Consider the following 24,501-nt stretch of genomic DNA (forward strand, 5'->3'; position numbering starts at 1 on the left):
GGCTGGCCCTGACTATAGCAGGGGATTGCTGGGGGGCGTCCCCTGCAGCAGTTGGGCCAGACGGGCCAGCCCTTCGCCGACCCGGGCGTCGGTGGCGGGTTGGCTCAGGCTCAGGCGCACCCCTTGCGGAGCGGCAAACTGACCGGCGGCGAAGTGTTCCCCGCTCGCCACGCCAACGTCAAGGGCGTCGGCGGCGGCGGCAAACTGCTGGCTGCGCCAGGGCTCAGGCAGCGGCAGCCAGGCGTGCATGCTGCCCGGCTGCCAGCGGGCGGCAGGCAGCAGGTGGCGCAGCAGTTCGCCACGGCGTTTGAGGATCTCCCGCTGCTGCTCGACCAGCGGCATGATCTGGCGCTGACTGACCATTTTGCAGGCGAGCTCGATCAGCAGCGGGCTCACCATCCAGCTCGACAGCCGCATGGTCTGGGCGAAGGCGCTGCGCAGGGCTGGAGGCGTGAGCACGAAGCCGACCCGCAGGCCGCCGCAAGCGATCTTGGCCAGACTGCCCAGATAGATGACCCGCTCCGGCGCCAGATTGACCAGAGGGATCACAGGTTGCTGGGGCAGCAGGCCGTTGACGTCATCCTCGATGATCAGCAGATCGTGGCTACGGGCGATGGCGACGATGGCCTCCCGCCGCGCCAGACTCATGATGGCGGTGGTGGGGTTTTGCAGGGTCGGGGTGAGGTAGAGCAGCTTGGCCCGGCGGGTGCGGCAGGCGGCGTCCAGCGCCTCGGGCAGCAGCCCCTCCTCGTCCATCGCCAGTCCCACCACCTGATTCTTCAGTTGGCGAGCGTTGCCCAGCATGCCAGGGTAGCTCAGCCCCTCGCACAGGATGGTCTCCCCCACGCAATTGGTCGCCAGCAGCGCCAGCATGATGCCGTGCTGGGCGCCGTGGCTGAACAGCAGGCGATCCTCACTGCAGGCCACCCCTTGCTCCGCCAGCCAGTTGACGAACTGCTGGCGCTGATCCGGTCGTCCCGCCTCCTTGTCGTAGCCGAGCAGGGCGTTGAGATCCCCGTCCGCCACTTCCCCCAGCATGGGGCGAATGATGGCCGCCCGATCCAGCTGCACCGGCAGGTTCTGCCACAGCTCGATGCGGTGCCCCTCCTCCTGGCGGATCACCCACTCATTGGCGGGATCCGTGTTCGCTCCCTTGACCCAGGTGCCGTGTCCCACCCGGGCGGCCAGCAGGCCACGCCGCTCCGCCTCGCTGTAGGCGCGGGTGACGGTGCCGACGGTGACACCCAGACGATCCGCCAGGGATCGGTGGGTAGGCAATCGGGTCTGCGGTGGCAGCTCGCCATTCACGATCCCCTGTTCGATCGCTTTGACCAGCTTGAGGTAGAGGGGGCCATCGAAGGCCGTAAGGTCGGGCGTCCAGATTGTCATGGTGACAATAAATCCATTGATCAAAATTTGCTGTCAATATAGCGTGAATTTCAACCTGATAACAACCAAATAGCACACATTGTATCGATACAATGTGGCAAGCAAGGAGTCACAATATGACGATGGAGTGGTATGTCACCCTGTTCGGTTTTGCCGTACTCACCTGCGGTACGCCGGGGCCCAACAACCTGATGTTGACGGCCTCCGGTGCCAACTTCGGGGTGCGTCGCACCCTGCCACATCTGCTTGGGGTCGGATTGGGGCAGCCGGTGCTGCAACTGGTGCTGGCGCTGGGGCTTTATCCGCTGTTCGAGCGCTGGCCTTTATTACGCCTCGGTTTGCAGATCTTCGGCAGCCTCTATCTGCTGTGGCTGGCGTGGCGTATCGCGGTGGCCGGGGCGCCGGGGGATCCGGCCCGGAGGGCACGTCCGCTGACCATGCTGGAGGGGCTGGGCTTTCAGTTCCTCAATCCCAAGGCGTGGATGATGGGGATCTCCGCCATCAGTCTGTTCAGCCTGCCCGGCGCCAGTTACTGGTCGAGTCAGCTGGCGGTGATGGTCATGTTTGTGCTGGTGGCCCTGCCGGTCTGCTTTGTCTGGGTACTGTTCGGCCATCAGCTGAGCAACTGGATCAGCTCGGATCGGGGCTGGCGGCGACTCAACGGCTCCCTCGGTCTGCTGACGGCGCTCTGCGTGGTGATGCTCTGGTATTGAGTCGTGTTGCGCTGATAGGGGAGGTGGCCGAGAAAGAGGCATTTCTGACTTGTCGCCACGGGGTTGGCTCTGCATATTAGAAGGCTTTCCCCATAACGGGGGCGTGGCATCGACAAGAGGTTGAGATGGATCTGAACTGGTTACTGCCCCTGGCGGGGTTTGCCCTGGTTACCTGCGGCACGCCGGGGCCCAACAATATGTTGCTCACCAGCGCCGGGGCGGCGCAGGGGTTTCGCCGCACGATTCCTCTGCTGGTGGGGGTGGTGGGGGGGATCAATCTGATGATCCTCGCCACCGCGCTGGGGCTTGGCGTGGTGTTCGAGAAGGTGCCGCTGCTGCACGATGGCCTCAAGATTATCGGCTCGGCGTATCTGCTCTGGCTGGCGTGGAAGGTGGCGACCGCCAGCGGCCCGGCCGAGGGCAACCGGCCGCTTATTCCCGCTCATCAGGGGGCCATGCTGCAACTGCTCAATCCCAAGGCATGGATGATGGCGCTCTCCGCCATCAGCGGTTTCACCCTAGCGGGGGAGGCTTACTGGCCCTCCGCGCTCTGGGTGCTGGTGATCTTCTTTATTACCGGCCTCTATACCGGGGCGTTCTGGGTGCTTTTTGGTGCCCAGGTGCGGCAAATCATTCGCACCGCCCGAGGCTGGCGGCGTTTCAATCTCGGCATGGGGCTGGCGACGGCCGCCTGTGTCGGGATGATCTGGATTTAGCCCGGGGTTAACCCGGGCCTTTACCGGCTGTCTTGTTGGCCCTGCGGGGCCTTTTTTATCTCGTCCGCGTGGCCTTGCCTGCAAGGTGGCGTGGTTCTGCCCTCCCTTGGGATGAAAGGAGTTCATATGAAATGTATCGGTCTGCTGGGTGGCATGAGCTGGGAGTCCACCGTCAGTTACTATCAGGCGCTCAACCGCGGGGTGCGCGCACAGCTCGGCGGTTTGCACTCGGCGCGGGTGCTGCTCAATAGCGTCGATTTTGCCGGTATCGAGCGGTTGCAGCATGCCGGTGACTGGCCCGCTACCGCCCGCCTGCTGGCGGCGGAGGCGCGCAAGTTGCAGGATGGCGGCGCCGATTTCTTGCTGATCGGCACCAACACCATGCACAAGGTGGCGCCCGAGATTGAGGCGGCTATCGATATCCCGCTGCTCCATATCGCCGATGCCACCGCGGCCAAATTGCGGGCTGACGGGATAACCCGGGTCGGCCTGCTCGGCACCCGCTTCACCATGGAGCAGGATTTTTACAAGGGGCGCTTGCAGGAGCGCTTCGGGTTGGCGGTGCTGGTACCCGATGAGGCTGGGCGGGAGCGGGTACACAGGATCATCTATGACGAGCTCTGTCTGGGGGAGATCCGCGAATCATCGCGGGCCGAGTATCTGGCCATTATCGAGGGGCTGGCGGCCGCGGGTGCCGAGGCGGTGATCCTCGGCTGTACCGAGATTGCCCTGCTGGTGGGGGATGCCCGGGCGGCAGTGCCGCTCTACGATACCACTGCCATCCATGCCGAAGCGGCGGTCGCGCTGGCACTGGCATCCGATTAATAAACTGGTCAGATCTCACTATTCATGCTTGTCTCATACCCCTTGCCATAAAAGCGTGTAAAATTGCGCCCTGAATTTTCCCCGGCCAACGCGGGTTGGCTGCGGTTTCCTAGCATGCAAGGCTGACATTGTGACTGAAGTAGATAGATTCGCGGATATTCGCCCCTACCGCGATGAAGAAGTGCCGGCAGCCATCGAACGGCTGATCCAGGATGATGAATTTATCGGCGCCATCGCCAAGTATCGTTTCGGTTCCCTGATGAGCTGGCTGGGTTGGGCCATCCGCCCGCTGATCCGCCTGTTCCTGCGCCGCAAATGGTCAAAAGTGACCACAGTGCATCAGGTCCAGATGGGGGTCACCCGGTACATGTCCCGCATGATCGCCACCTCTACCAAGGGGGTGACCTTCTCCGGGATCGAGCATCTGAAGAAAGAGCAGGGCTATCTGTTTGTCTCCAACCACAGAGACATCGCAATGGACCCGGCGTTCGTCAACTGGGGGCTGCACACCCACGGTTTCGATACCGTGCGCATCGCCATCGGTGACAACCTGCTGCGAAAACCCTGTGCCACCGAGCTGATGAAGCTCAACAAGAGCTTTATCGTCAAACGCTCCGCCAAGGGGCCGCGGGAGATGATGAAGGCGCTCGGCGAGCTGTCTGCCTATATTGGCAATTCGGTTCACGAAGGTCACTCCATCTGGATTGCCCAGAAGGAAGGGCGCGCCAAGAACGGCGATGACAAGACAGATCCGGCCATCCTCAAGATGTTCTATGTCGATGGCAAGAAGCAGAAGATCGACTTCGTCGACTATATGCGCAGCCTCAATATCGTGCCGGTCAGCATCAGCTACGAGCTGGACCCGACCGACAAGGCGAAGGCGCGCGAGCTCTACGAGAAGTCGGTCAACGGCAGCTACGAGAAGGGCGAGTTCGAGGATATCGAGAGTATCGTCGCCGGTATCGTCGGCATGAAGGGGCGGGTACACGTCTCCTTCGGCGCGCCGATCACCGAGGGATTCAGCGATCCGGACGAACTGGCCGCGCTGATCGACAAGGCGATCTGGAGCAGCTACCACCTCTTCCCCAGCAACTATCTGGCGGCCGATGTCTCCGGCAAGGCCAACACCATCGAACAGGCGGCCTTCCTGACCCGTCAGTCAGAGGTGCCGGAAGAGCACAAGGCGATCTGGCGAGCCATGTACGCCAAACCGGTGGAAAATGCCCAAAAGGCTTGAATGAAACCGGTTGTTAAACGGTTTTGCGAAAAAAACGGGCGCTGATGCGCCCGTTTTTGCGTCTGGTCAAAGTCGAGGGGGAAAGGGTGGTGAATAATATGGTTTCAGCTGGTACGATCACTATGAAAATGGGATTATGTCTCTTGGCAAGGTGCTGACGAGTGTGTAACAGTGCCCATATAGCTGAACATGAGCAAAAGCTCTAAACCGGTTTGCACGGATTGCAGACGGCATTATTGAAGGACCTGTCACAGGTCCTTTTTCATTGGCTGGCAAAGATGCCGCCCAGATATACCTAACAGGAAACAGACGCCATGATCACCGGTAGCCTGAACACCCTGCAGCGAACGCCGCTGCCCGCCCCGCTGGCCCGCATTATGGCCGAGGTGGTGAAGAGCGTGGCGCACTGGGGTAACGCTCCGCTCGGCAAGACCGAGATCGATGGCCTCAATCTGTTCTGTCTGGTGAGCGAGGATCTGACCGAGCCAGCCGCGGATCGCCGTGGCGAATTCCATCAGCAGTATCTCGATATCCAGTTGCTACTGCGCGGTGAAGAGTGGATAGGTGTGGGCCCCCACGACTACGTGAGCGACGGCGCCGACCATCCCCATCCCGACCTCTGGTTTGTCGATGACGAGCAGACCAGCTACCTGGCGCTGCAACCGGGCGATTTCGCCATCTTCTGGCCGGGCGAGCTGCACCGCCCGCTCTGTACCTTCAACCAGCCCGCCAAGGTGAAGAAGCTGGTGGTCAAGGTACACAAGGATCTGCTGGCTATCGCCTGAGCACTCCCATGAGGCGAGCCCTATGCTGCTGATGCGTTGAGGCTCGCAAGCATTGAAACCAGTGATACGCACCACAAGTTGCGATCACTCTTTCAAGAGCAAGAATTGAAACCAGTGATACGCACCACAGGTTGCGATGACTCTTTCAAGAGCAAGAATTGAAAAATTGGACGCACCCTCCTGCGACCATAAGCCCCCGGCAGGGGAATCCCATCCTCTTTTGGATGACACGACACTGTCGGCATAAAGCCGAAGCACAGGAAGATGTAGAAAATGAGCAAGTTGGTATTGATCCTTAACTGCGGTAGCTCTTCCCTGAAATTTGCCGTAATGGACGCCGAAACAGGTGAGGACATGCTGTCCGGCCTGGCCGAATGCTTCAATCTGGATGATGCACGTATCAAATGGAAACTCCACGGGGTCAAGGGCGAAGCCATGCTGGGAGCGGGTGCCGCTCACCAGGAGGCCCTCGACCATATCGTGGGTCACATCCTGCCGCAGGATCCGACTCTTGCCGAGCAACTGGTGGCCATCGGTCACCGAATCGTACACGGTGGCGAGCAGTTCTCCCGTTCCGTGCGTATTGATGATGGCGTGATCGCCGGTATCGAAGCCGCCATTCCGTTCGCCCCGCTGCACAACCCGGCGCACCTCATCGGTATTCGCGCCGCGCTGAAAGTGTTCCCGCAGCTGTCCGAGAAGAACGTGGCCGTCTTCGACACCGCTTTCCACCAGACTCTGCCGCAAGAGGCCTACCTCTATGCGCTGCCGCACAAGCTCTACCGCGAACACGGTATCCGTCGTTACGGTGCCCACGGTACTTCTCACCGCTACATCGCGGAAGAAGCCGCGAAAGAGCTGGGCAAGCCGTTGAATGAACTGAACATCATCAACTGCCACCTGGGTAACGGTGCCTCTGTCTGCGCCATCAAGAACGGCGAATCCGTTGACACCTCCATGGGGCTGACTCCGCTGGAAGGTCTGGCGATGGGTACCCGCTCCGGTGATATCGATCCGGCCGTGGTCTTCTTCATGCACGACCAGCTCGGTTACAGCGTGGAGCAGATCAACCACACTCTGACCCGTGAGTCCGGTCTGCTGGGGATGACAGAAGCGAGCAGCGACTGCCGCTATGTCACCACCAACTACGCCACCGACGCCGGTGCCAAGCGTGCGCTGGATGTCTTCACCTACCGTGTGGCCAAGTATGTCGGCGCCTATGCCGCTGCGATGGACGGTCGTCTGGACGCCGTGGTCTTCACCGGTGGTATCGGTGAGAACGCCGCGATGGTGCGCGAGATGGTGCTGAACCGTCTGGCTCTGTTCGGCTTCAAGGTGGACAAAGAGGCCAACAACGCCGCGGTACTGGGTGGCGAAGGTCGCATCACCACCGCCGACAGCCGTTGCGCCATGGTGATCCCGACCAACGAAGAGCTGGTCATCGCTCGCGATGCCCTGAGCCTGGTCTGCTAAGTCAGCCTCGCTTTGAAACAACGCCCGGCCTGTGCCGGGCGTTGTCATTTCTGGCGTACGCCGATTTGACATGGGGGAGGGGAGCGGTACCCTGACCACCACTGTTTTTGCAGCCTGCGGGCTGCCCGGTTCGGGAGAGAGCAATGAAAGAGGCGTTTTTTAACTGGTTGTCGGGCCTTGGGGTGGAAGTGACCAGCCTGATGGCGCTGGTGATCGCGCTGGGCTTTATCGTCATCACCTCGTTGCTGCTGCATATGGCGCTGCACCGGGTGCTGCTGGTCCGGCTGGTGGGGATCCTCGGCAAGGCCAAGCAGGTATGGCTGCCGCCCCAGCTGCAACAGCGCCTCTTCAACCGGCTCGCCTTTGTGCTGCAAGGGGCCGTGCTGCTTGGTCAGGCGGAGATCTGGCTGCCCCGTCAATCGGATAGTCTCAAACTTATCGAGATGGTGGCCCAGCTCTGGATCTTGCTGTTCCTGCTGCTGGCTTTCTTCGCCCTGCTCGACTGCGTTTTGTCGGTGAGCCGTTACACCCGCCTTGGTCGGGATTTGCCCCTGCGCGGCATCTTCCAGGGGGCCAAGCTGGTAGGCAGCATTCTGGTGGGCATCCTGATGATCGCCCTGCTGCTCGGCAAGTCGCCGCTGTTCCTGTTCAGCGGTCTGGGTGCCATGACCGCAGTGCTGATGCTGGTATTCAAGGACCCTATCCTCGGGCTGGTGGCGGGGATCCAGCTCTCCGCCAACCGGATGCTGAGCGTCGGTGACTGGCTGCAGATGGACAAGTACGGCGCCGATGGCGAGGTGACCGACATCGGCCTCACCACGGTCAAGGTGTCGAACTGGGACAAGACCATCACCACCATTCCCACCTATGCCCTGATCTCCGACTCTTTCAAGAACTGGCAGGGGATGACCGAGTCGGGCGGCCGCCGCATCAAGCGCAGCGTCAATATCGACATGACCAGTGTGCGCTTTCTGACGGCCGATGAGCAGTTGCAGCTCAAGCAGGCGCAGCTGCTGGCACCCTATCTCAGTCGCAAGGAGCAGGAGCTGAGCGCTTACAACCAGCAGCTGAGCGATGCCCTGAGCTGCCCCATCAATGGTCGTCACCTCACCAACCTCGGCACCCTGCGCGCCTATCTGGATGCCTACCTGCGCGCCCACCCCGGCATTCGCAAGGACATGACCCTGATGGTGCGCCAGCTGGCACCCACGTCAGACGGTCTGCCGCTGGAAATTTACTGCTTTACCGCGACCACCGCATGGGCCGATTACGAAGGGATCCAGGCCGATATTTTCGACCATATATTCGCCATCATTGAGCAATTTCATCTGCGGTTGCATCAATCTCCCACAGGTTACGATATGCGTGCCTGGCAACGGGGATAAACAGGGAAATGGGGCGGGTCGAGGACGCGGAAAAAACCGCATATTAATCATCGACCCGTCGCCACTTGTCAGTTGAAATTTGCCGTGCAGAGGAGAAAAATGGCGGCCTTCTCTTCGCGCCCCTGATCCCCTCTTGATCAGCTGCCAGCCCAGAGACGTCACTTCAAGTCATCATCATGGGAAAGTTATGAAGCTCCTTCGCAATAGTGTGGCAACACTCTGCTACAGCCTGCTGCTGACCGCTGCGCCGGTTTTCGCTGTTGAATATGCTCTGCCTGCGGCCAACAGCCGTCTGGTAGGGGAAAATCTGGAATATGTGGTTCCGGCCGAAGAGAACGGCCAGCCGCTGGAGGCCATTGCGGCCAAATTCCAGCTGGGGCTCACCAACATGACCGAAGCCAACCCGGATGCGGATCCCCTGCTGGTACAGACCGGCGAGAAGCTGGTGATCCCCCAGCAGCTGATCCTGCCGGATGCACCCCGTGAAGGGATCGTGCTGAACGTGGCCGAGATGCGCCTCTACTACTACCCCAAGGGTAAAAAAGTGGTGGAAGTGCTGCCCATCGGCATCGGCCAGCTCGGCACCGACACCCCGGAAAACTGGGTGACCAGCGTGCAGCGCAAGAAAGCGGGCCCGACCTGGACCCCAACCGCCAAGATGCATGCCGAATATGCCGCCCGTGGCGAGAGCCTGCCTGCGGTATGGCCAGCCGGCCCGGACAACCCCATGGGTCTGTTTGCCCTCTACATCGGCAAGATGTACGCCATCCACGGTACCAACGCCAACTTCGGCATCGGCCTGCGGGTGAGCCACGGCTGTGTGCGCCTGCGCAACGATGACATCGCCTATCTGTTCAAGCAGGTACCGGTCGGTACTCGCGTCCAGTTCGTCAACCAGCCGATCAAGGTCTCTCTCGAGCCCAACGGTGTCCGCTATCTGGAAGTGCATCAGCCGCTGTCGCGCAGCGAAGAGGAGTTCAACTCCAAGCTGCCGGCACCGCTGCCGATGACTCCGGCGGTGACCCGCTTCATTGCCCACGCCGACAGCGACTCCCAACTGGTGAAGCAGGCGCTGGAGCAGCGCAACGGCATGCCGATGGCGATCAACCGCTAACGGCAAATCCCCGTCACGACAAAGGGCGAACAGCATGCTGTTCGCCCTTTTCGTTTCTGCTGCGCTGACTCAGCTTCGCAGCAGATTTGTCTGCAGCTCGCTGCCGAGCTGATCGAGCAGCTGATAGCGCGCCTTGTAGCTGGCCCGCTTGCGGGAGGGGATCTCCTCCAGCGTCTTGCGGGGCACTTCCAGCGGCAGGCTCATCCAGAGTTCATCTTGCACGCAGCCCTGATGCTCCTGCCACAAGCCGTCGAGATCGAACTTGACCCGATCGGCGGTGCGCTTGCTGCTCTGATAGACGTGGCTTTGGGTACGGATCCCGAGCAGGCTCTTGCACGCCAGCCCCCGGGCCAGCTCGGCGGCCATATAGACCAGCAGGGACATGGGGCGCAGCCCGCCGCACGCCTTGGTGACCAGCTTGATCTCCTCGCTCTGCCCCTTGCCGCCCTGCAGCGAGCAGATTTCGAGGGTCGGGTTCGGCGCGGGGCGCAGATTGAGGGCCATGTAATAGAGCGCCGCGTCACCAAGCTTGAGGGTCAGGCTCATCTCCCCCTCTTTGCCCATGTGGGTTTGGTAATCCAGTTGCAGGGTGAGGGGGGCCGTCAGCTTGTCGCTCTGCCACTGTGCCAGCAGCAGGCCGCGCCCGCTGTAGATTGCCAGTTGTTGCGCTTTGGGCAGCTGACGTGCCAGCTGCTGGTAGTGGCCGCTGATAAGCCCGGCTCGCAGGCGCTTGCGGAGCCCCTTGTGGCGATAGGGGTGGATTGGCTTTTCCAGAATATCGGGGAAGCGGCTGATCGCCTGCGCCAGCAGCGGCTGCTCCTGCTGCTGGCGATAGAGGGCGCGGGCGCCGGGATTGAGCCAGAGACGCCCCACATACTTGGCCCGTCGGATGAGATGACCCGACTCCTCCACCGGATGAAGGCGGCGGGCGAGGGTGCGCAGGTGTGACAGATGAGATGACATGGTGCCGACCTCTGACTGGTGTGATGAGACAGGGCGGGGAGTGTAGGAGCGGGGCGCCGGCTTGTAAAAAAATGGATAGTAACAAAATGTGAAAACATAACGCTCAGTAGCGGCGGGCGCTGCGAGGTGACCGTCACGGCCACGGCAGGAAATCTGGCGCCATCCTCTTGATGCGGCAGATGATTTGATGCGCAAAGGTTTTTATTGTGTTTTGTGTTTGTTAAAAGTGGTTGAGCTGGCGCGAACGGCTGATTAAGCTAGGCCGGTTTTTTAGGGATGAGCCCGTCACCAGAGCGGGCAGAAAATGACACAAAACGGAGTTTTGCATGACAGCTAGCACACCCATGTTAATCACCTTCCTGGTGTATATCCTCGGAATGGTGTTGATCGGCTTCGTCGCCTATCGCGCCACCCGCAACTTTGATGACTACATTCTGGGCGGTCGCCGGATGGGGAGCTGGGTGACCGCTCTCTCTGCCGGCGCCTCCGACATGAGCGGCTGGTTGCTGATGGGCCTGCCCGGCGCCGTCTTTGTCAGCGGCATCTCCGAGAGCTGGATCGCTATCGGTCTGGTCATCGGTGCCTACCTCAACTGGCGCTGGGTAGCGGGCCGCCTGCGGGTACATACCGAGAAGAACCGCAACGCCCTGACCCTGCCGGACTATTTCACCTACCGCTTTGAAGATCACAGCAAGGTGCTGCGCATTCTCTCGGCGCTGGTGATCCTGCTCTTCTTCACCATCTATTGCGCCTCCGGCGTGGTGGCCGGTGCTCGTCTGTTTGAGAGCACCTTCGGCATGGATTACAACACCGCCCTCTGGGTCGGTGCCGCCGCCACCATCACCTACACCTTCTTCGGCGGCTTCCTCGCGGTGAGCTGGACCGACACGGTGCAGGCGACCCTGATGATCTTCGCCCTGATCCTGACCCCGGTCTTCGTCATCATCGCCGTCGGCGGGGTGGACAGCGCCATGATCGAGGTGGCCGCCAAGAGCGCCACCAACCTCGACATGTTCAAGAATCTGGATGTGATCGCCATTGTCTCGCTGATGGCCTGGGGCCTTGGTTACTTCGGCCAGCCCCACATTCTGGCCCGCTTCATGGCGGCGGATTCCCACCACTCCATGGCCAATGCCCGTCGCATCAGCATGACCTGGATGGTGTTCTGCCTCGCAGGCGCGGTGGCCATCGGCTTCTTCGGGCTGGCCTACTTCGCCCGCTTCCCGGAAGTGGCGGCTGGGGTGACCGGCAACCCGGAGCGGGTCTTTATCGAGCTCTCCAAGATCCTGTTCAACCCCTGGATCGCCGGTGTACTGCTCTCCGCCATTCTGGCGGCGGTGATGAGCACTCTAAGTTGTCAATTACTGGTCTGCTCCAGCGCCATCACGGAGGATCTCTACAAGCCCTTCCTGCGCAAGAACGCCTCTCAGCGTGAGCTGGTGTGGGTGGGTCGCCTGATGGTGCTGCTGATCGCGGTGATTGCCATCGCCGTCGCCATGAATCCGGAAAACCGGGTGCTGGGGCTGGTGAGCTACGCCTGGGCCGGTTTCGGTGCCGCCTTTGGCCCCGTGGTGCTGCTCTCCGTGCTGTGGCCGCGGATGACCCGCAACGGCGCGCTGGCCGGCATGCTGGTCGGTGCCATCACCGTCATCGTCTGGAAGCAGTTCGGCTGGCTGGGGCTGTATGAGATCATCCCGGGCTTCCTGTTTGCGCTGCTGGCCATCGTGGTGGGCAGTCTGCTGGGCGAAGCGCCCTCAAAAGCGATGCTGGAGCGTTTCCGCGATGCCGAGGAGGAGTACAACACCCCGGCCGAGAGCGCGGGAGAGCCGGTCGCGGTGAACTGATCCCCCTTACCGCTTTCTGATTGAGAGCCCCGCCCCCGGACAAGGAGCGCCCTGGTTGGCCATCCTTGCACCGGTTTGGCGGGGCTTTGTGCTATCTGATTCACTCTTGGGCACTTTTTTATGTTCGGCCGGTGGCTCCCGGGTGCTCGCTTTCTTTTGTCTTGGCACCGAATATGGGACACTAGGCCGCCTGAAGGAGACCTAGTGCATGCGGCTATTCACCCTGATCCTGATCCTCCTGCTGGGGGGACTGCAATATGACCTCTGGCTGGGGAAGAACGGGCTATCCGATTATCAGAACCTGTCGGAGGCCATCTCGCAGCAACAGCGGGACAACCAGACTCTCAAGGATCGTAACGACCTCATTTACCGCGAGATAGATGATCTCACCTCTGGCCTTGAGGCCATCGAGGAGTTGTCGCGCAACGATCTGGGTTACATCAAGCAGGGGGAGACCTTCTACCGGATCATCCCCAAAGAGAAAGACAAAGAGACAGCGCCTGACGATGAGCCCTACGATGACTGATGCCAGCCGGGTATCCGGCCTGACGGCGATCGTCCCTGCCGCCGGTATCGGCAGCCGAATGGGGGCCGATTGCCCCAAGCAGTACCTGCAACTGGCGGGTAAAACCATTCTCGAACATACCCTGGAGCGGCTGCTCTCCCACCCGGCCATCGCCCAGGTGATCGTGGCGCTGGCGCCCCATGATCGCTGGTTCGAGGCCCTGCCCGTGGCGGCCGACCCGCGCATTGTGCGGGTAGAGGGAGGCGCCGAGCGCGCCTTTTCCGTCCTCAATGGCCTCCATGTGGCGCAAGGGGAGTGGGTGCTGGTGCACGATGCGGCCCGCCCCTGCCTGACTCACGGCGATCTCGATGCGCTGATTGCCGCAGCCATGAACTGCGGCGGTGCCATTCTCGGCAGTCGGGTGCGCGATACCATGAAGCGCTCCGATGGCGAGGGCAATATCATCGCCACCGTCGAGCGCGAGCAGCTCTGGCATGCCCTGACGCCGCAGATGTTCCCGACCCCTACCCTGAAACGGGCGCTGGAAGAGGGGCTGCTGCTGGGCGCCACCATCACCGACGAGGCCTCCGCCATGGAGCGGGCCGGATTCACGGTGCGGATGGTGGAGGGGCGCGCCGACAATATCAAAGTGACCCGGCCGGAAGACTTGTCGCTGGCGGGGCTGTTTTTAAGCCAGCAGGCATAAGCCCCTCAGTCAGAACAGACCGTTCAGAGCAGAGCGTCTCGAACAAACAGGCCCGAACAAGGAGTTAGCATGATCCGGATTGGACATGGTGTGGACGTACACAAAATTGATGGGGTTGGTTTCAGCATGTTGGGAGGTTGCCGCTGATGATGCGCATTGGTCATGGTTTTGATGTCCATAAATTTGGTGGTGTTGGCCCCTGCATGCTGGGTGGCGTGCCGGTTCCCTACGAGCAGGGACTAATCGCCCACTCCGATGGCGATGTGGTGCTGCACGCGGTGAGCGATGCCCTGCTGGGGGCCATCGGTGCCGGTGACATCGGTCGCCACTTCCCCGATACCGCTGCCGAGTTCAAGGGGATCGACAGTCGCATCCTGCTGCGGGATGTCTTTGCCCGGGTACAGAAGGCGGGGTATGCCATCGGCAACCTGGATGTGACCATCATCGCCCAGGCCCCCAAAATGGCGCCCCATATCGACGCCATGTGCGCCGTGCTGGCCGCCGATCTGCAATGTGATTTGAACCGGGTGAACGTCAAGGCGACCACCACCGAACAGCTTGGGTTTACGGGGCGCAAGGAAGGGATCGCCACCGAAGCCGTCGTCCTACTGGTGAAACAATAATGCTGGAACAACTTGCCTATCTGCACGGGGCGCCCACTGCCCGCGGTATCCTCAAGGCCGAGGCCGCCGACTTCGTGGTCAATGAAGAGCTCGGGTTTGAGCCTTGCGGTGAAGGGGAACACATCTTCGTCCGGGTGCGCAAAACCGGCGAGAACACCGCCTGGGTGGCGGGTCTGCTGGCCGATGCGGCCGGGGTCAACCGCAATGCGGTGACCTGGGCGGGCCTGAAGGATCGTCACGCGGTGACCGAGCAGTGGTTTGGTATTCACCTGCCAGGCAAGGCTGAACCGGACTTGTCGGTTATCGAGAGCGACAGCATCCAGATCCTGCAAGCCAGGCGTCACAACCGCAAATTGCGGGTTGGCTACCTCAAGGGCAACCACTTCACCCTGCGTCTCACCGGTCTGGAACAGGCCGACGGGCTGGAAGCGCGCCTGCAGGCCATCGCCACTCAGGGTGTGCCCAATTACTATGGTGAGCAGCGTTTTGGCCGCGATGGCAACAACCTGGAAGCGGCCAAGGCGATGTTTGCCGGCAAGCGGATCAAGGATCGCAACAAGCGCTCCCTCTACCTCTCTGCCGCCCGCAGCATGCTGTTCAACGCCATCGTCAGCGCCCGTATCGAACAGGGGCTGGCCCATCAGCTGCTGGCCGGTGATTGCGTGATGCTCAAGGGTAGCCACTCCATCTTCAGCGAAGAGAGCGTGACCCCCGAGCTGGAAGCGCGTCTTGCCTCCGGCGATGTGCAGCTCACCGCGCCCCAGTGGGGCCGTGGCCGTCTGGCCAGTCAGGGCGCCGCTGCCGAGTTCGAACAGGGCGTGCTGGCTCCTTACAGCGATTGGTGTGACGGGCTGGAGAAAGCCGGGCTGGATCAGGACAGGCGCCCCCTGCTGCTCAAGCCGGAGCAGATGAGCTGGCAGCTGGATGGCGAGGCGCTGACCCTCTCCTTCTTCCTGCCGGCGGGCGCGTTTGCCACCAGCGTGGTGCGCGAGTTAATGCAGGCCGAAGAGGCCGATCACGGTTTCAGGAATCAGACCGATGCGAATTCTGGTCAGTAATGATGATGGTGTGCATGCCGAGGGGATTCGTGCCCTCAGCGAGGCGCTGCGCGCCTGCGGCGAGGTCATTGTGGTGGCGCCGGATCGCAACCGTAGCGGCGCGAGTCACTCCCTGACGCTGGAAGTACCGCTGCGGGTTACCCGCATCGCAGAAAACGGCTTTAATGGGGGCGAGAGCTATGCGGTGAAGGGCACGCCGACCGACTGCGTGCATCTGGCGGTCAACGAGCTGGTGCGTCCTGAACCCGACATGGTGGTGGCCGGCATCAACCACGGTGCCAACCTGGGAGATGATGTCATCTACTCGGGCACGGTCGCCGCGGCCACCGAGGGGCGCCATCTTGGCTACCCCTCCATCGCCATCTCGCTGGTAGGCAAGACCCACTTCGCCACGGCGGCCCACTATGCGGCCCTGCTGGTGAAAGGGCTGATGAAACACCCCCTGCCTGCCGATCAGATCCTCAACGTCAACGTGCCGGACTTGCCCCTCGAGCAGATCAAGGGGATCAAGACCACCCGCCTTGGCAATCGCCACCGGGCGGAGTCGGTGATCTGCACCGAGGATCCCCGTGGTCAGCCCATCTACTGGATCGGCCCCCCCGGTAGCCAGCAGGATGCCGGTGAAGGCACCGATTTTGCCGCCATCGAGCAGGGCTATGTCTCGATTACCCCCCTGACCATCGATATGACTGCCTATGACAGTCTCGCCGGTCTGGGGGCCTGGTTAGATCTGCAGGGATGAGGGTGGTGTGATAGTACAGCGCCTGTTAAATCAGCTCATTGCGCAGGATATTCGCGATTTTCGCGTGCTGGCGACCATCGCGAAAGTGCCGCGCCAGTTGTTCGTGGACGAGGCCATGGCGCACAAGGCGTGGGACAACACCGCCCTGCCCATCGGCCACGGCCAGACCATTTCGCAGCCCTATATGGTGGCGCGAATGACCGAGTTGCTGATGCAAAACAATCCGGCCCATGTGCTGGAGATTGGCACTGGCTCGGGCTACCAGACGGCGATCCTCGCCCATCTGGTGGAGCATGTGTATACCGTTGAGCGGATCAAGTCGCTGCAGTTCCAGGCCCGGCGCCGACTGCGCCAGCTCGATCTGCACAATGTCTCGGCCAAGCACGGCAACGGCTGGCTGGGGTGGCCCAATAAGGGACCTTATGACGCCATTCTGGTGACGGCCGCGGCGAGCGAGATCCCGACGGCGCTCACCGATCAGCTGGCCGAAGGGGGTCGACTGGTGTTGCCCGTGGGGGACAGCCAGCAGACCCTGCAACTGATCGAACGATCCGGATCCCAGCTGACCAGCCGTATTCTGGAGCCGGTACGTTTTGTTCCCCTGATTGACGGAGATGTTGAGTGAAGTTGTTTTCCCGTTTGTACGTACTGGTTATGCAGTGGGCTCGCCACAAGCATGCCCCCTGGTATCTCTCCATCACCGCTTTCATCGAGTCGGTGTTCTGGCCGATCCCGGTGGATGTGATGCTGGCGCCGATGGCGCTCGCCAAGCCCCACAAGGCGTGGCACTACGCCACGCTGGCCACCCTCTTCTCTGTGCTGGGCGCCCTGTTTGGCTATGCCCTTGGCTATGCCCTGTGGGATCCGGTCGTGCTGCCACTGGTGGAGTCTGTGGGCTATCAGGACAAGATCGAGATTGCTCGCAACTGGTTTGAGCAGTGGGGGATCTGGGTCATTTTCATTGCCAGCTTCACCCCTATCCCCTACAAGGTGTTTACCGTGACGGCAGGGTTGTTGCAAATGGCTCTGCTGCCCTTCATCATCACCTCCCTCATCGGTCGTGGCATGCGCTTTTTCCTGGTTGCGGGCCTGATGCGCTGGGGTGGCGAGAAGATGGAACGCAAACTGATGCACTACGTAGATGTGCTCGGTTGGCTCTGTATTGGTCTGGCCGTGGTGGCCTATTTCTGGTTTAGTCGTTAAGGATCCATTATGCGTTCGCGTATTTGGCAAGGAAGCAGTGTCGTGGTGTTGTCATGGCTGCTGCTTGCCTGCTCCTCCAGTAAAAATGCAGCTCCGGTAGATGGTGTTGATGAGGGGCAGTTTGTCTCGACCATTCCGGCTCGCCAAAGCGGTGCCCAGGTCAGCGCCCCCATTCAGGGCGGCAGCTATGTGGTGAAGCGGGGCGATACCCTCTACTCCATCGCCTTCAACTCCGGCAACGACGTGCCGTCGCTGGCCAGCCTCAACAACATCAGCCCGCCCTACAACATCTATCCGGGGCAGCGACTGCGACTCGATGGTTCCAGCGCCAGTGTTGGCAGCAGCCGCAGTGCCGGTACCTATGAGGTGCGCCGCGGCGATACCCTGAGCAGCATTGGCCGCCAGTTCGGCATGACACCGCAGGCGCTGGCCCAGAGCAATAACCTGAGCGCCCCCTATGCGCTGCAACCGGGTCAGGTGCTCAATGTCCAGACCGCAGGCGGCGGTTCGACCCAGATGGTGGCTGCGACTCGTCCGGCAACCGTGACGCCGGTGGCCGTTAGCCGTCCGAGCAGCGGTCCGCGTCCGTTGGCCGAGCCGAGTGGATCTGGTCAGACCACGCCGTTCATCTCTCAGAAATCCGTTGCTCCGGCAGCACCGAAGGAATACGCTCAGGTCAAAGAACAAAAAATAAACAACTCCCAGTCGAGACTTGCTTGGCACTGGCCCGCAAAAGGCCGGATTGTCGAGGGGTTCTCTGTTGCAGAACAGGGTAACAAGGGGATCGACATAGCCGGCCAGAAGGGGCAACCCGTCTACGCCGCCAGCAGCGGTAAAGTGGTATACGCTGGCAGTGCTTTAAGGGGGTACGGCAAGCTGATTATCCTCAAGCATGATGATGACTATCTCTCCGCTTACGCACACAACGACGAGTTGCGGGTGAAGGAAGGGGACAGCGTCAAGGGGGGCTCGGTCATTGCCAACATGGGTAGCACGGACGCGCCGGATGTGCGATTGCATTTCGAGATCCGGTACAGAGGCAAGTCGATCAATCCGATGAGCTATTTGCCAAAGCGTTAACCCCAGAGAGACCGTCTTACTCTGGTAACGTCAGGGAGACACACCATGAGCCAAGAACAACTGGTAATGCAGGATGCAGAGTTAGAGTTTGACGCTGAACCCGAATCTCACGAGGTAGAAGAGTTGCAGGAGGTAGCCGCCGAGGCGGACGAGACTATCTCCGATGAGTTGCTGGCACCTGAGCTGAACAAGGTGATGGATGCCACGCAACTCTATCTGGGGGAGATTGGTTTCTCCCCGCTGCTCACTGCCGAAGAGGAAGTCTATTACGCCCGTCGTGCCTTGCGGGGCGACAAAGCCGCCCGCAAGCGCATGATCGAGTCCAACCTGCGACTGGTGGTGAAAATCGCCCGTCGTTACAACAACCGCGGCCTGGTGCTGCTGGATCTCATCGAAGAGGGCAACCTCGGTCTTATCCGTGCGGTCGAGAAGTTTGACCCCGAGCGCGGCTTCCGTTTCTCCACCTATGCCACCTGGTGGATCCGCCAGACCATAGAGCGGGCCATCATGAACCAGACCCGTACCATCCGTCTGCCCATTCATGTGGTCAAAGAGTTAAACGTTTACCTGCGCACCGCGCGTGAACTCTCTCACCGTCTCGATCATGAACCGACCGCCGAGGATATCGCCTTCGCGCTGGATCGTTCGGTGGATGACGTGAACCGCATGCTCAAGCTCAACGAGAAGATCACCTCGGTGGACACCCCCATTGGTGGCGATCGCGACAAGGCGCTGCTGGATGTGCTCTCTGACGAGCGCGGCATGGGGCCTGAGCTGGAGTCTCAGGAAGATGATATGCGCAGCAGCATTGTCCACTGGCTTGAGGAGCTCAACCCCAAGCAGCGGGAAGTGCTGGCCCGTCGTTTCGGTCTGCTGGGTTACGAGCCCGCCACCCTCGAGGATGTGGGGGCCGAGATTGGCCTGACCCGCGAGCGGGTACGCCAGATCCAGGTGGAGGGGCTGCGCCGTCTGCGGGAGATCCTGCTGAGCCAGGGGCTCTCCATCGAGGCGCTATTTCGTACCAATTAAGCATCCGCACCAATTAAGCCCGCACCAACGGAATGCGGCATCAGCCAGATAGCACGAGGGGAGCAACTGCTCCCCTCGTTTTTTATTGCCTGTCGTCTGGCGATGGCTTCGTGGTTATACCAGCTCGGCCAGCATGGTGTCGGCGTAGGGCACCAGCGCTTCTCCCTTCTTCACCTTGGTGAGGTAGTCCGGGTTGGCGATAAGCGGACGACCGATGGCCACCAGATCGAAGCGGTTGGCCTCGATGGCCGCAGCGGCGCGCTCGGCGTCGTAGTTGCCCACCCCGACCAGATTGCCCTTGTAGTGGGCGCGCAGATAGTCGGAGGCGCGGCCACCCAGATAATCGAAGGTGAGATTGTCATCGAAGATGCCGAGGTGGATATAGGCCAGCGGGCGATCGTTCAGCTTGCCCAGCAGATAGTCGAACACGGCGCGATCTTCCGGGCTGCCCGCCAGATGGACATAGGCACCCGGGGAGAGACGAATACCAACCCGATCACCGCCGATGCGGGCGCTGATGGCATCGACCACTTCCAGCGCGAAGCGGCTCATCTTTTCCGGGCTGCCACCGTAGTTGTCGGTGCGCAGGTTGGTGGAGTGGTGCAGGAACTGGTCGATCAGGTAGCCATTGGCGCCGTGGATCTCCACCCCGTCAAAGCCCGCCTCGATGGCGTTGGCTGCGGCTTGGGCGTAATCCAGCACCAGCTGGGCGATTTCGGCCTCGGTCAGGGCGCGCGGCACCTGATAGGTCAACTCGCGCATGCGGGGCACTGTGCCCTCGTGCGCCACGGCAGAGGGGGCCAACACTTCAGCCTGATGGAAGAAGGGGTGGGAGAGGCGGCCGACGTGCCACAGCTGGGCGAAGATCTTGCCGCCTTTGGCATGCACGGCGCTGGTCACTTTCTTCCAGCCATCGATCTGCGCCTGGGTGAAGAGGCCCGGGGTATTGGGGTAGCCCTGCGCGTCGGGGCGGATGATGACGGCCTCTGAAACAATCAGGCCGATGTCGGCGCGGCGGCCGTAATAGGCAGCCATCTGCTCGGTCGGCACCAGACCTGGGCCTGCCATGCAGCGGGTGAGCGGGGCCATCATGAAACGGTTGGCCAGGGTCAGAGTGTCATTGAGTCGATACGGCTGAAACAGGGTATTCATGATAGGTTGTCCTGAACGGGTTATTCTTGAACGTGCATTCAAGACGTTTTTTGCGTCGGGCGCAAGCTTTTTTTTGAATGCGCGTTCAAGAAGGTTGGCCCGAGTGGGCGGCTGGGGTAAACTTGCCGCCCTTTCCAGCCACTCTTTATCGGCGGGCCCTGTTGCCCCTTGCCGGTGAACCATTTCCCACGGGAGGAACCATGCGCATAGCCGAGTTTGATCGGGACGAGGTACTGCGAAATGCCATGGAAGCGTTTCGCGCCAAGGGATATGCCAAGACCACCATGCAGGAGCTGGTGGCTGCCACCGGCCTGCACCCGGGCAGCATTTACGGCGCCTTTGGCAACAAGCGCGGCCTGCTGCTGGCTGCGGTGGATCACTATGTCGAGGGTAAACGCACCCAGCGCCGCTCCTTGCTCGACAACCCGAGCCCGCTGGCGGGCCTTGCTGCCTATCTCGACCGGATTGTGGGGGAGGCGCTCTGCGGCTCCTGTCTGGTGACCCGCACCATGATGGAGCTGAGCGAGCAGGATGAGGAGCTGACCCAGCGGGTCAAGGGGATCTATGGCGAGCTGGAGCAGGATCTGGCCGAGTTGCTGACACAGGCGCAGGCCAAGGGCGAGCTGGCCCCGGATAGCAATATCCACACCCTCACCGCCCTGCTGCTGATCAACCTGCAAGGGCTGGTCACCTTCGCCCAGTGCCGCCCGGACCGCCCCCTGCTCGACGACGTAGTCGCCCAGCTGATGCGGGCCCTGCGGGCGTAAGTTAGGTTTCCCCTTCTCCGTTTTTGCTTTTTGAATTGAGGGGAAGGGGTCAATCGGATTGGCGTAACGAGAACAGGATAAAATCCAGCACGGAGTTGAGCCTGCCCAGTACATCGTTATTCCACACTCGGATCACCCGAAATCCCTGCTGATTGAGATAGGCTGTCCGAGCCTCGTCATGCATCTGGTTCGCTTGTGTTCCGTGTTGCGAACCATCCACTTCGATGACCAATCCCTGTTCAAGGCAGATAAAATCCACCACATAGGGGCCGATGGGCATTTGGCGGCGAAATTTCAGCCCCGCCAGACGGCGATTGCGCAGCTGTTGCCACAGTTTCTGCTCTGCCTGCGTGGCATCCCGTCTCAGCCGCTTGGCAAAGAGGTTGCTCTCCATAAATTGCCCCTGCTCCGTATCGCCCTATAGATATAGCCAGCTTCCCATCTGTTTACCGGTTGGGTATTGCGTCCCCTCACCCTAGCCCTCTCCCGGAGGGAGAGGGAACAGATCGAGTTGTGGTTGGGATTGGGCTGATCATCACAGTGTTCATTGCCGGATTCGAGCAGGGGAAGCTGGATTGGGTAATACGAAGATGACGGTAACTTTTTGAATGTATGTGGAATCGCCTGACTGACTGGCTAACTGGTTGTCCGCGGTGCTGCAAGTTGTAGCGTAACGGCTCCCTTCTCCCCTTGCGGGAGAAGGGCTGGGGATGAGGGGGAGGGAGCAGGAGCAGCCCTCACCCTAACCCTCTCCTGGAGGGAGAGGGAACTGATCGAGGTTCTGTGCGGGCATAGTGGTCGGTCAACAAGCTCCTTCATCAAATCCTTGAGCCACATCTGCACCGGTTGTTGCGTATGCGCCTATGGAGTATGCCAGACGCCGCCGTCTTACCTCGGCCCCACCAGTTCCTTCATCAAATCTTTCAGCCATACCAGTGCAGGCTGCTGCGCGTGAACAGGGTGCCAGACGCAGTTGAGGTGGTAGTCGGGCACGTCTTCGGGCAGCGGCAGGCTTTTCAGCGGCCAGTGGGTGGCGAGCAGCTCGGCCACCATGCTGGGCAGCACCAAAAGGTGATCGCTCTGACTGACGATGGCGGCGGCGGACATATAGCTCTGGCTGTTGACCGAGATGGTGCGGCTAAAGCCCTGACTCTTCAGATAGCGGTCGAGGCTCGCCTCCGAAGTGCCAAGGGGCGAGTGGAACACATGGGGCATGGCGATGAGCTGCGGCAGGGTGATGCGCTCCTGCCACTGGGAGGGGTCATCCTCGGCGCCGGCGGGGGCCGATTTGGCAATGGGCAGATCGGCGCGCACCAGTCCGGCCAGCGGCTCGGTGAGCCAGGTCTCCTTGCCGAGATACCCCGGTACCTGCATGTATTCGTCAAAGCCCAGCACCAGATCGATCTCGCCGCTCGCCAGCTCGGCTTCGGGCAGGGTGTCGCGCAGGATGCGGATCTCGATGGTGACCCCGGGCGCCAGCCCTCTGAGCCGCTGAATAAGCGGCGGGATCAGCACGCACTCCACGTAGTCGGTAGTGCAGAGCACGAAGCGCCGCTTCGACTGGCTCGGCTCGAACTCTTCTTCCTCGGTGAGCTGCTGCTCCAGCAGCCGCAGCGCCTGCTGCACCCCGAGATGCAGCCGCTGGGCGCGCGGGGTCGGCAGCATCCCCTGCGGGGTGCGCACCAAAAGCGGGTCGCCGAGAAAGGTGCGCAGCCGGTTAAGGGAGTGGCTCATGGCGGGCTGGCTGATAAAGAGCGCTTCGGCGGCGCGGGTGACGCTGCCCTGTGTCATCAGGGCGTCAAACGCGAGCAGCAGATTGAGGTCGAGCTGGTGCAGTTTCATGGGGGGGATTATTCGTCGTGTTTATGGGACAATCCATCCTATTCATTTGATGGATGGGGGCGCAACGTCTTAATCTGCGACCCACTGTTATTTTTCCGGGTTCCCGCGCCGCATCGGGCGTAAACGGGGGCCTCAATCCATGCAAGGAGCCTTGCGATGAGCATCAAGACCATTAACTCCACGCCGGCCGCCGACGGCTTCACCATGCCCGCCGAGTGGGCGCACCAGCAGGCCGTCTGGATGATCTGGCCGTTTCGCCCGGATAACTGGCGCGTAGCCGGTCGCTTCGCGCAAGAGACCTTCGCCAAGGTGGCCGATGCCATCGGTGGCGCCACCCCGGTCTTTATGGGGGTACCGGCCCAGTTTATGGAGCAGGCCCGCGCCATCATGCCCGCCCACGTCACTCTGGTCGAAATGGACAGCGATGACTGCTGGGCCCGCGATACCGGCCCCACCATCGTCACCAACGCTGCCGGCGAGTGCCGTGGGGTGGATTGGGGCTTCAACGCCTGGGGCGGTCACAAGGGCGGTCTCTACTACCCGTGGAATCAGGATGAAGAGGTCGCAGCCCAGATGCTGGCCCAGCACGGCATGGCTCGTTACGACGCGCCGCTGATTCTGGAAGGGGGCTCTATCCACGTCGATGGCGAAGGTACCTGCCTGACCACCGCCGAGTGCCTTCTCAACGAAAACCGCAACCCGCACCTGACCAAAGCGCAGATCGAAGCTCACCTGCGCGATTATCTGGGCGTCACCAGCTTTATCTGGCTGGACGAAGGCGTCTATATGGACGAAACCGACGGCCACATCGACAACATGTGCTGCTTCGTGCGTCCGGGTGAAGTGGCCCTGCACTGGACTGACGATCAGAACGATCCCCAGTATGCCCGCTCCGTGGCCGCCCTCAAGGTGCTGGAAGCGGCGGTCGATGCCAAGGGTCGCAAGCTGAAAGTGTGGAAGCTGCCCCAGCCGGGCCCGCTGTTCTGCACTGAAGAGGAGTCTGCCGGTGTCGAGAGCGGCAGCGGTGTGCCGCGCGAGGCAGAAGGCCGTCTGGCCGGTTCCTATGTGAACTTCCTGATCACCAACGATCGCATCGTCTACCCGCTGCTGGATGCTGCCACCGATGGTGAAGCCCAGCGCATTCTGGAAGAGATCTTCCCGGAGCACACCGTGATCGGCGTACCGGCTCGCGAGATCCTGCTGGGCGGTGGCAATATCCACTGCATTACTCAGCAAATTCCTTCTGGCAAGTAAGAACCTGTTCCAAGCCAGCTGAGGTTGGTATTCCAAACCCCACGCCGTGGGGTTTTATCTCTTGATGGTGTGATGGTCGCAGGCGCTGATACGGCG

At 61.2% G+C, this 24,501-nt stretch carries 25 protein-coding genes; 20 read left to right on the forward strand and 5 right to left on the reverse strand.

Going from position 1 to position 24,501, the window contains the following annotated elements; all coding sequences use genetic code 11:
- Positions 1-12 precede the first annotated feature (12 nt).
- Entirely contained in the window at positions 13-1,389 is a 1,377-nt protein-coding gene (locus WBR25_RS03725) for an aminotransferase-like domain-containing protein (protein ID WP_479749426.1), read from the reverse strand.
- Between the two features lie 116 nt (positions 1,390-1,505).
- Here WBR25_RS03725 and WBR25_RS03730 point away from each other — a divergent pair, with 116 nt between their 5' ends.
- From WBR25_RS03730 to WBR25_RS03765, 8 genes are all read left to right on the forward strand, one after another.
- Positions 1,506-2,102, forward strand: a complete 597-nt coding sequence (locus WBR25_RS03730; protein ID WP_005335536.1) for a LysE family translocator — start codon at positions 1,506-1,508, stop codon at positions 2,100-2,102.
- A 125-nt stretch (positions 2,103-2,227) separates the two neighbouring features.
- Complete coding sequence (locus WBR25_RS03735) at positions 2,228-2,818, forward strand: LysE family translocator (protein ID WP_040068358.1); 591 nt, start codon at positions 2,228-2,230, stop codon at positions 2,816-2,818.
- Positions 2,819-2,944: 126 nt separating this feature from the next.
- On the forward strand, positions 2,945-3,643 hold the full coding sequence (locus WBR25_RS03740) for an aspartate/glutamate racemase family protein (RefSeq protein WP_042084525.1): 699 nt from the start codon (positions 2,945-2,947) through the stop codon (positions 3,641-3,643).
- 130 nt (positions 3,644-3,773) lie between these two features.
- The gene (locus WBR25_RS03745) at positions 3,774-4,880 is read left to right on the forward strand and encodes a 1-acyl-sn-glycerol-3-phosphate acyltransferase (RefSeq protein WP_139432270.1); all 1,107 of its coding nucleotides are present in this window, start codon (positions 3,774-3,776) and stop codon (positions 4,878-4,880) included.
- Between the two features lie 314 nt (positions 4,881-5,194).
- Positions 5,195-5,665: a NanQ anomerase/TabA/YiaL family protein gene (locus tag WBR25_RS03750; protein ID WP_040068361.1), complete on the forward strand. Its 471-nt coding sequence runs from the start codon at positions 5,195-5,197 to the stop codon at positions 5,663-5,665.
- Positions 5,666-5,938: 273 nt separating this feature from the next.
- Positions 5,939-7,138 carry an acetate kinase gene (locus tag WBR25_RS03755; RefSeq protein WP_005354534.1) on the forward strand — a complete coding sequence of 400 codons (1,200 nt, stop codon included), beginning with the start codon at positions 5,939-5,941 and terminating at the stop codon, positions 7,136-7,138.
- A gap of 143 nt (positions 7,139-7,281) precedes the next feature.
- Positions 7,282-8,523, forward strand: a complete 1,242-nt coding sequence (locus WBR25_RS03760; RefSeq protein ID WP_213388028.1) for a mechanosensitive ion channel family protein — start codon at positions 7,282-7,284, stop codon at positions 8,521-8,523.
- Positions 8,524-8,710: 187 nt separating this feature from the next.
- Positions 8,711-9,637 (forward strand): L,D-transpeptidase family protein, encoded by a 927-nt coding sequence (locus tag WBR25_RS03765; RefSeq protein ID WP_167574124.1) that lies wholly within the window; start codon positions 8,711-8,713, stop codon positions 9,635-9,637.
- Positions 9,638-9,706: 69 nt separating this feature from the next.
- On the opposite strand, the gene WBR25_RS03770 is transcribed toward WBR25_RS03765, so the two are convergent.
- Positions 9,707-10,600, reverse strand: coding sequence for a VirK/YbjX family protein (locus tag WBR25_RS03770; protein WP_042059106.1), 894 nt, complete (start codon positions 10,598-10,600; stop codon positions 9,707-9,709).
- A gap of 326 nt (positions 10,601-10,926) precedes the next feature.
- Here WBR25_RS03770 and putP point away from each other — a divergent pair, with 326 nt between their 5' ends.
- From putP to rpoS, 10 genes are all read left to right on the forward strand, one after another.
- The gene (gene putP, locus WBR25_RS03775; RefSeq protein ID WP_005354514.1) at positions 10,927-12,444 is read left to right on the forward strand and encodes a sodium/proline symporter PutP; all 1,518 of its coding nucleotides are present in this window, start codon (positions 10,927-10,929) and stop codon (positions 12,442-12,444) included.
- Between the two features lie 208 nt (positions 12,445-12,652).
- Positions 12,653-12,970, forward strand: coding sequence for a cell division protein FtsB (gene ftsB, locus WBR25_RS03780; protein ID WP_005335520.1), 318 nt, complete (start codon positions 12,653-12,655; stop codon positions 12,968-12,970).
- Positions 12,963-13,655, forward strand: coding sequence for a 2-C-methyl-D-erythritol 4-phosphate cytidylyltransferase (gene ispD, locus WBR25_RS03785; protein ID WP_479749427.1), 693 nt, complete (start codon positions 12,963-12,965; stop codon positions 13,653-13,655). The genes ftsB and ispD overlap by 8 nt, the downstream gene beginning before the upstream one ends.
- Positions 13,656-13,801: 146 nt before the next feature.
- Entirely contained in the window at positions 13,802-14,278 is a 477-nt protein-coding gene (ispF, locus tag WBR25_RS03790) for a 2-C-methyl-D-erythritol 2,4-cyclodiphosphate synthase (RefSeq protein WP_216979435.1), read from the forward strand.
- On the forward strand, positions 14,278-15,336 hold the full coding sequence (gene truD / locus WBR25_RS03795) for a tRNA pseudouridine(13) synthase TruD (protein WP_479749428.1): 1,059 nt from the start codon (positions 14,278-14,280) through the stop codon (positions 15,334-15,336). The genes ispF and truD overlap by 1 nt, the downstream gene beginning before the upstream one ends.
- The gene (gene surE / locus WBR25_RS03800; protein WP_005362779.1) at positions 15,317-16,078 is read left to right on the forward strand and encodes a 5'/3'-nucleotidase SurE; all 762 of its coding nucleotides are present in this window, start codon (positions 15,317-15,319) and stop codon (positions 16,076-16,078) included. The genes truD and surE overlap by 20 nt, the downstream gene beginning before the upstream one ends.
- A gap of 7 nt (positions 16,079-16,085) precedes the next feature.
- Positions 16,086-16,703: a protein-L-isoaspartate(D-aspartate) O-methyltransferase gene (locus tag WBR25_RS03805; protein WP_005335507.1), complete on the forward strand. Its 618-nt coding sequence runs from the start codon at positions 16,086-16,088 to the stop codon at positions 16,701-16,703.
- A complete protein-coding gene (locus WBR25_RS03810; protein WP_021229508.1) occupies positions 16,700-17,281 on the forward strand; it encodes a YqaA family protein in 582 nt (193 codons plus the stop codon). Before WBR25_RS03805 ends, WBR25_RS03810 begins: the two co-directional genes overlap by 4 nt.
- A gap of 9 nt (positions 17,282-17,290) precedes the next feature.
- Entirely contained in the window at positions 17,291-18,361 is a 1,071-nt protein-coding gene (locus WBR25_RS03815) for a LysM peptidoglycan-binding domain-containing protein (protein ID WP_005354503.1), read from the forward strand.
- Between the two features lie 45 nt (positions 18,362-18,406).
- Positions 18,407-19,390, forward strand: a complete 984-nt coding sequence (rpoS, locus tag WBR25_RS03820) for an RNA polymerase sigma factor RpoS (protein WP_005335504.1) — start codon at positions 18,407-18,409, stop codon at positions 19,388-19,390.
- Positions 19,391-19,504: 114 nt separating this feature from the next.
- Here rpoS and WBR25_RS03825 read toward each other — a convergent pair whose 3' ends face one another.
- Positions 19,505-20,542, reverse strand: coding sequence for an alkene reductase (locus WBR25_RS03825; protein ID WP_160881992.1), 1,038 nt, complete (start codon positions 20,540-20,542; stop codon positions 19,505-19,507).
- 200 nt (positions 20,543-20,742) lie between these two features.
- Here WBR25_RS03825 and WBR25_RS03830 point away from each other — a divergent pair, with 200 nt between their 5' ends.
- Positions 20,743-21,309, forward strand: a complete 567-nt coding sequence (locus WBR25_RS03830) for a TetR/AcrR family transcriptional regulator (protein ID WP_042081487.1) — start codon at positions 20,743-20,745, stop codon at positions 21,307-21,309.
- Positions 21,310-21,358: 49 nt separating this feature from the next.
- Here the strand turns inward: WBR25_RS03830 and WBR25_RS03835 are convergent, their stop codons facing one another.
- Together WBR25_RS03835 and WBR25_RS03840 are read right to left on the reverse strand one after the other, a co-directional pair.
- Positions 21,359-21,703, reverse strand: a complete 345-nt coding sequence (locus WBR25_RS03835) for an endonuclease domain-containing protein (RefSeq protein ID WP_479749429.1) — start codon at positions 21,701-21,703, stop codon at positions 21,359-21,361.
- A 494-nt stretch (positions 21,704-22,197) separates the two neighbouring features.
- Positions 22,198-23,151 (reverse strand): LysR family transcriptional regulator, encoded by a 954-nt coding sequence (locus tag WBR25_RS03840; protein WP_236269471.1) that lies wholly within the window; start codon positions 23,149-23,151, stop codon positions 22,198-22,200.
- 156 nt (positions 23,152-23,307) lie between these two features.
- Between WBR25_RS03840 and aguA the strand changes: the two genes are divergently transcribed.
- Positions 23,308-24,405 carry an agmatine deiminase gene (gene aguA / locus WBR25_RS03845; protein ID WP_158110625.1) on the forward strand — a complete coding sequence of 366 codons (1,098 nt, stop codon included), beginning with the start codon at positions 23,308-23,310 and terminating at the stop codon, positions 24,403-24,405.
- The last annotated feature ends 96 nt before the right edge of the window (positions 24,406-24,501 follow it).

It is taken from the genome of Aeromonas sp. MTB (genome assembly GCF_056632455.1).

Excerpts from the sequence above, each read along its gene's own strand:
- WBR25_RS03725 (WP_479749426.1), bottom strand. The coding sequence starts at position 1,389 with ATGACAATCTGGACGCCCGACCTTACGGCCTTCGATGGCCCCCTCTAC.
- WBR25_RS03730 (WP_005335536.1), top strand. The coding sequence starts at position 1,506 with ATGACGATGGAGTGGTATGTCACCCTGTTCGGTTTTGCCGTACTCACC.
- WBR25_RS03735 (WP_040068358.1), top strand. The coding sequence starts at position 2,228 with ATGGATCTGAACTGGTTACTGCCCCTGGCGGGGTTTGCCCTGGTTACC.
- WBR25_RS03740 (WP_042084525.1), top strand. The coding sequence starts at position 2,945 with ATGAAATGTATCGGTCTGCTGGGTGGCATGAGCTGGGAGTCCACCGTC.
- WBR25_RS03750 (WP_040068361.1), top strand. The coding sequence starts at position 5,195 with ATGATCACCGGTAGCCTGAACACCCTGCAGCGAACGCCGCTGCCCGCC.
- WBR25_RS03755 (WP_005354534.1), top strand. The coding sequence starts at position 5,939 with ATGAGCAAGTTGGTATTGATCCTTAACTGCGGTAGCTCTTCCCTGAAA.
- WBR25_RS03760 (WP_213388028.1), top strand. The coding sequence starts at position 7,282 with ATGAAAGAGGCGTTTTTTAACTGGTTGTCGGGCCTTGGGGTGGAAGTG.
- WBR25_RS03765 (WP_167574124.1), top strand. The coding sequence starts at position 8,711 with ATGAAGCTCCTTCGCAATAGTGTGGCAACACTCTGCTACAGCCTGCTG.
- WBR25_RS03770 (WP_042059106.1), bottom strand. The coding sequence starts at position 10,600 with ATGTCATCTCATCTGTCACACCTGCGCACCCTCGCCCGCCGCCTTCAT.
- putP (WP_005354514.1), top strand. The coding sequence starts at position 10,927 with ATGACAGCTAGCACACCCATGTTAATCACCTTCCTGGTGTATATCCTC.
- ftsB (WP_005335520.1), top strand. The coding sequence starts at position 12,653 with ATGCGGCTATTCACCCTGATCCTGATCCTCCTGCTGGGGGGACTGCAA.
- ispD (WP_479749427.1), top strand. The coding sequence starts at position 12,963 with ATGACTGATGCCAGCCGGGTATCCGGCCTGACGGCGATCGTCCCTGCC.
- ispF (WP_216979435.1), top strand. The coding sequence starts at position 13,802 with ATGATGCGCATTGGTCATGGTTTTGATGTCCATAAATTTGGTGGTGTT.
- truD (WP_479749428.1), top strand. The coding sequence starts at position 14,278 with ATGCTGGAACAACTTGCCTATCTGCACGGGGCGCCCACTGCCCGCGGT.
- surE (WP_005362779.1), top strand. The coding sequence starts at position 15,317 with ATGCGAATTCTGGTCAGTAATGATGATGGTGTGCATGCCGAGGGGATT.
- WBR25_RS03815 (WP_005354503.1), top strand. The coding sequence starts at position 17,291 with ATGCGTTCGCGTATTTGGCAAGGAAGCAGTGTCGTGGTGTTGTCATGG.
- rpoS (WP_005335504.1), top strand. The coding sequence starts at position 18,407 with ATGAGCCAAGAACAACTGGTAATGCAGGATGCAGAGTTAGAGTTTGAC.
- WBR25_RS03825 (WP_160881992.1), bottom strand. The coding sequence starts at position 20,542 with ATGAATACCCTGTTTCAGCCGTATCGACTCAATGACACTCTGACCCTG.
- WBR25_RS03830 (WP_042081487.1), top strand. The coding sequence starts at position 20,743 with ATGCGCATAGCCGAGTTTGATCGGGACGAGGTACTGCGAAATGCCATG.
- WBR25_RS03835 (WP_479749429.1), bottom strand. The coding sequence starts at position 21,703 with ATGGAGAGCAACCTCTTTGCCAAGCGGCTGAGACGGGATGCCACGCAG.
- WBR25_RS03840 (WP_236269471.1), bottom strand. The coding sequence starts at position 23,151 with ATGAAACTGCACCAGCTCGACCTCAATCTGCTGCTCGCGTTTGACGCC.
- aguA (WP_158110625.1), top strand. The coding sequence starts at position 23,308 with ATGAGCATCAAGACCATTAACTCCACGCCGGCCGCCGACGGCTTCACC.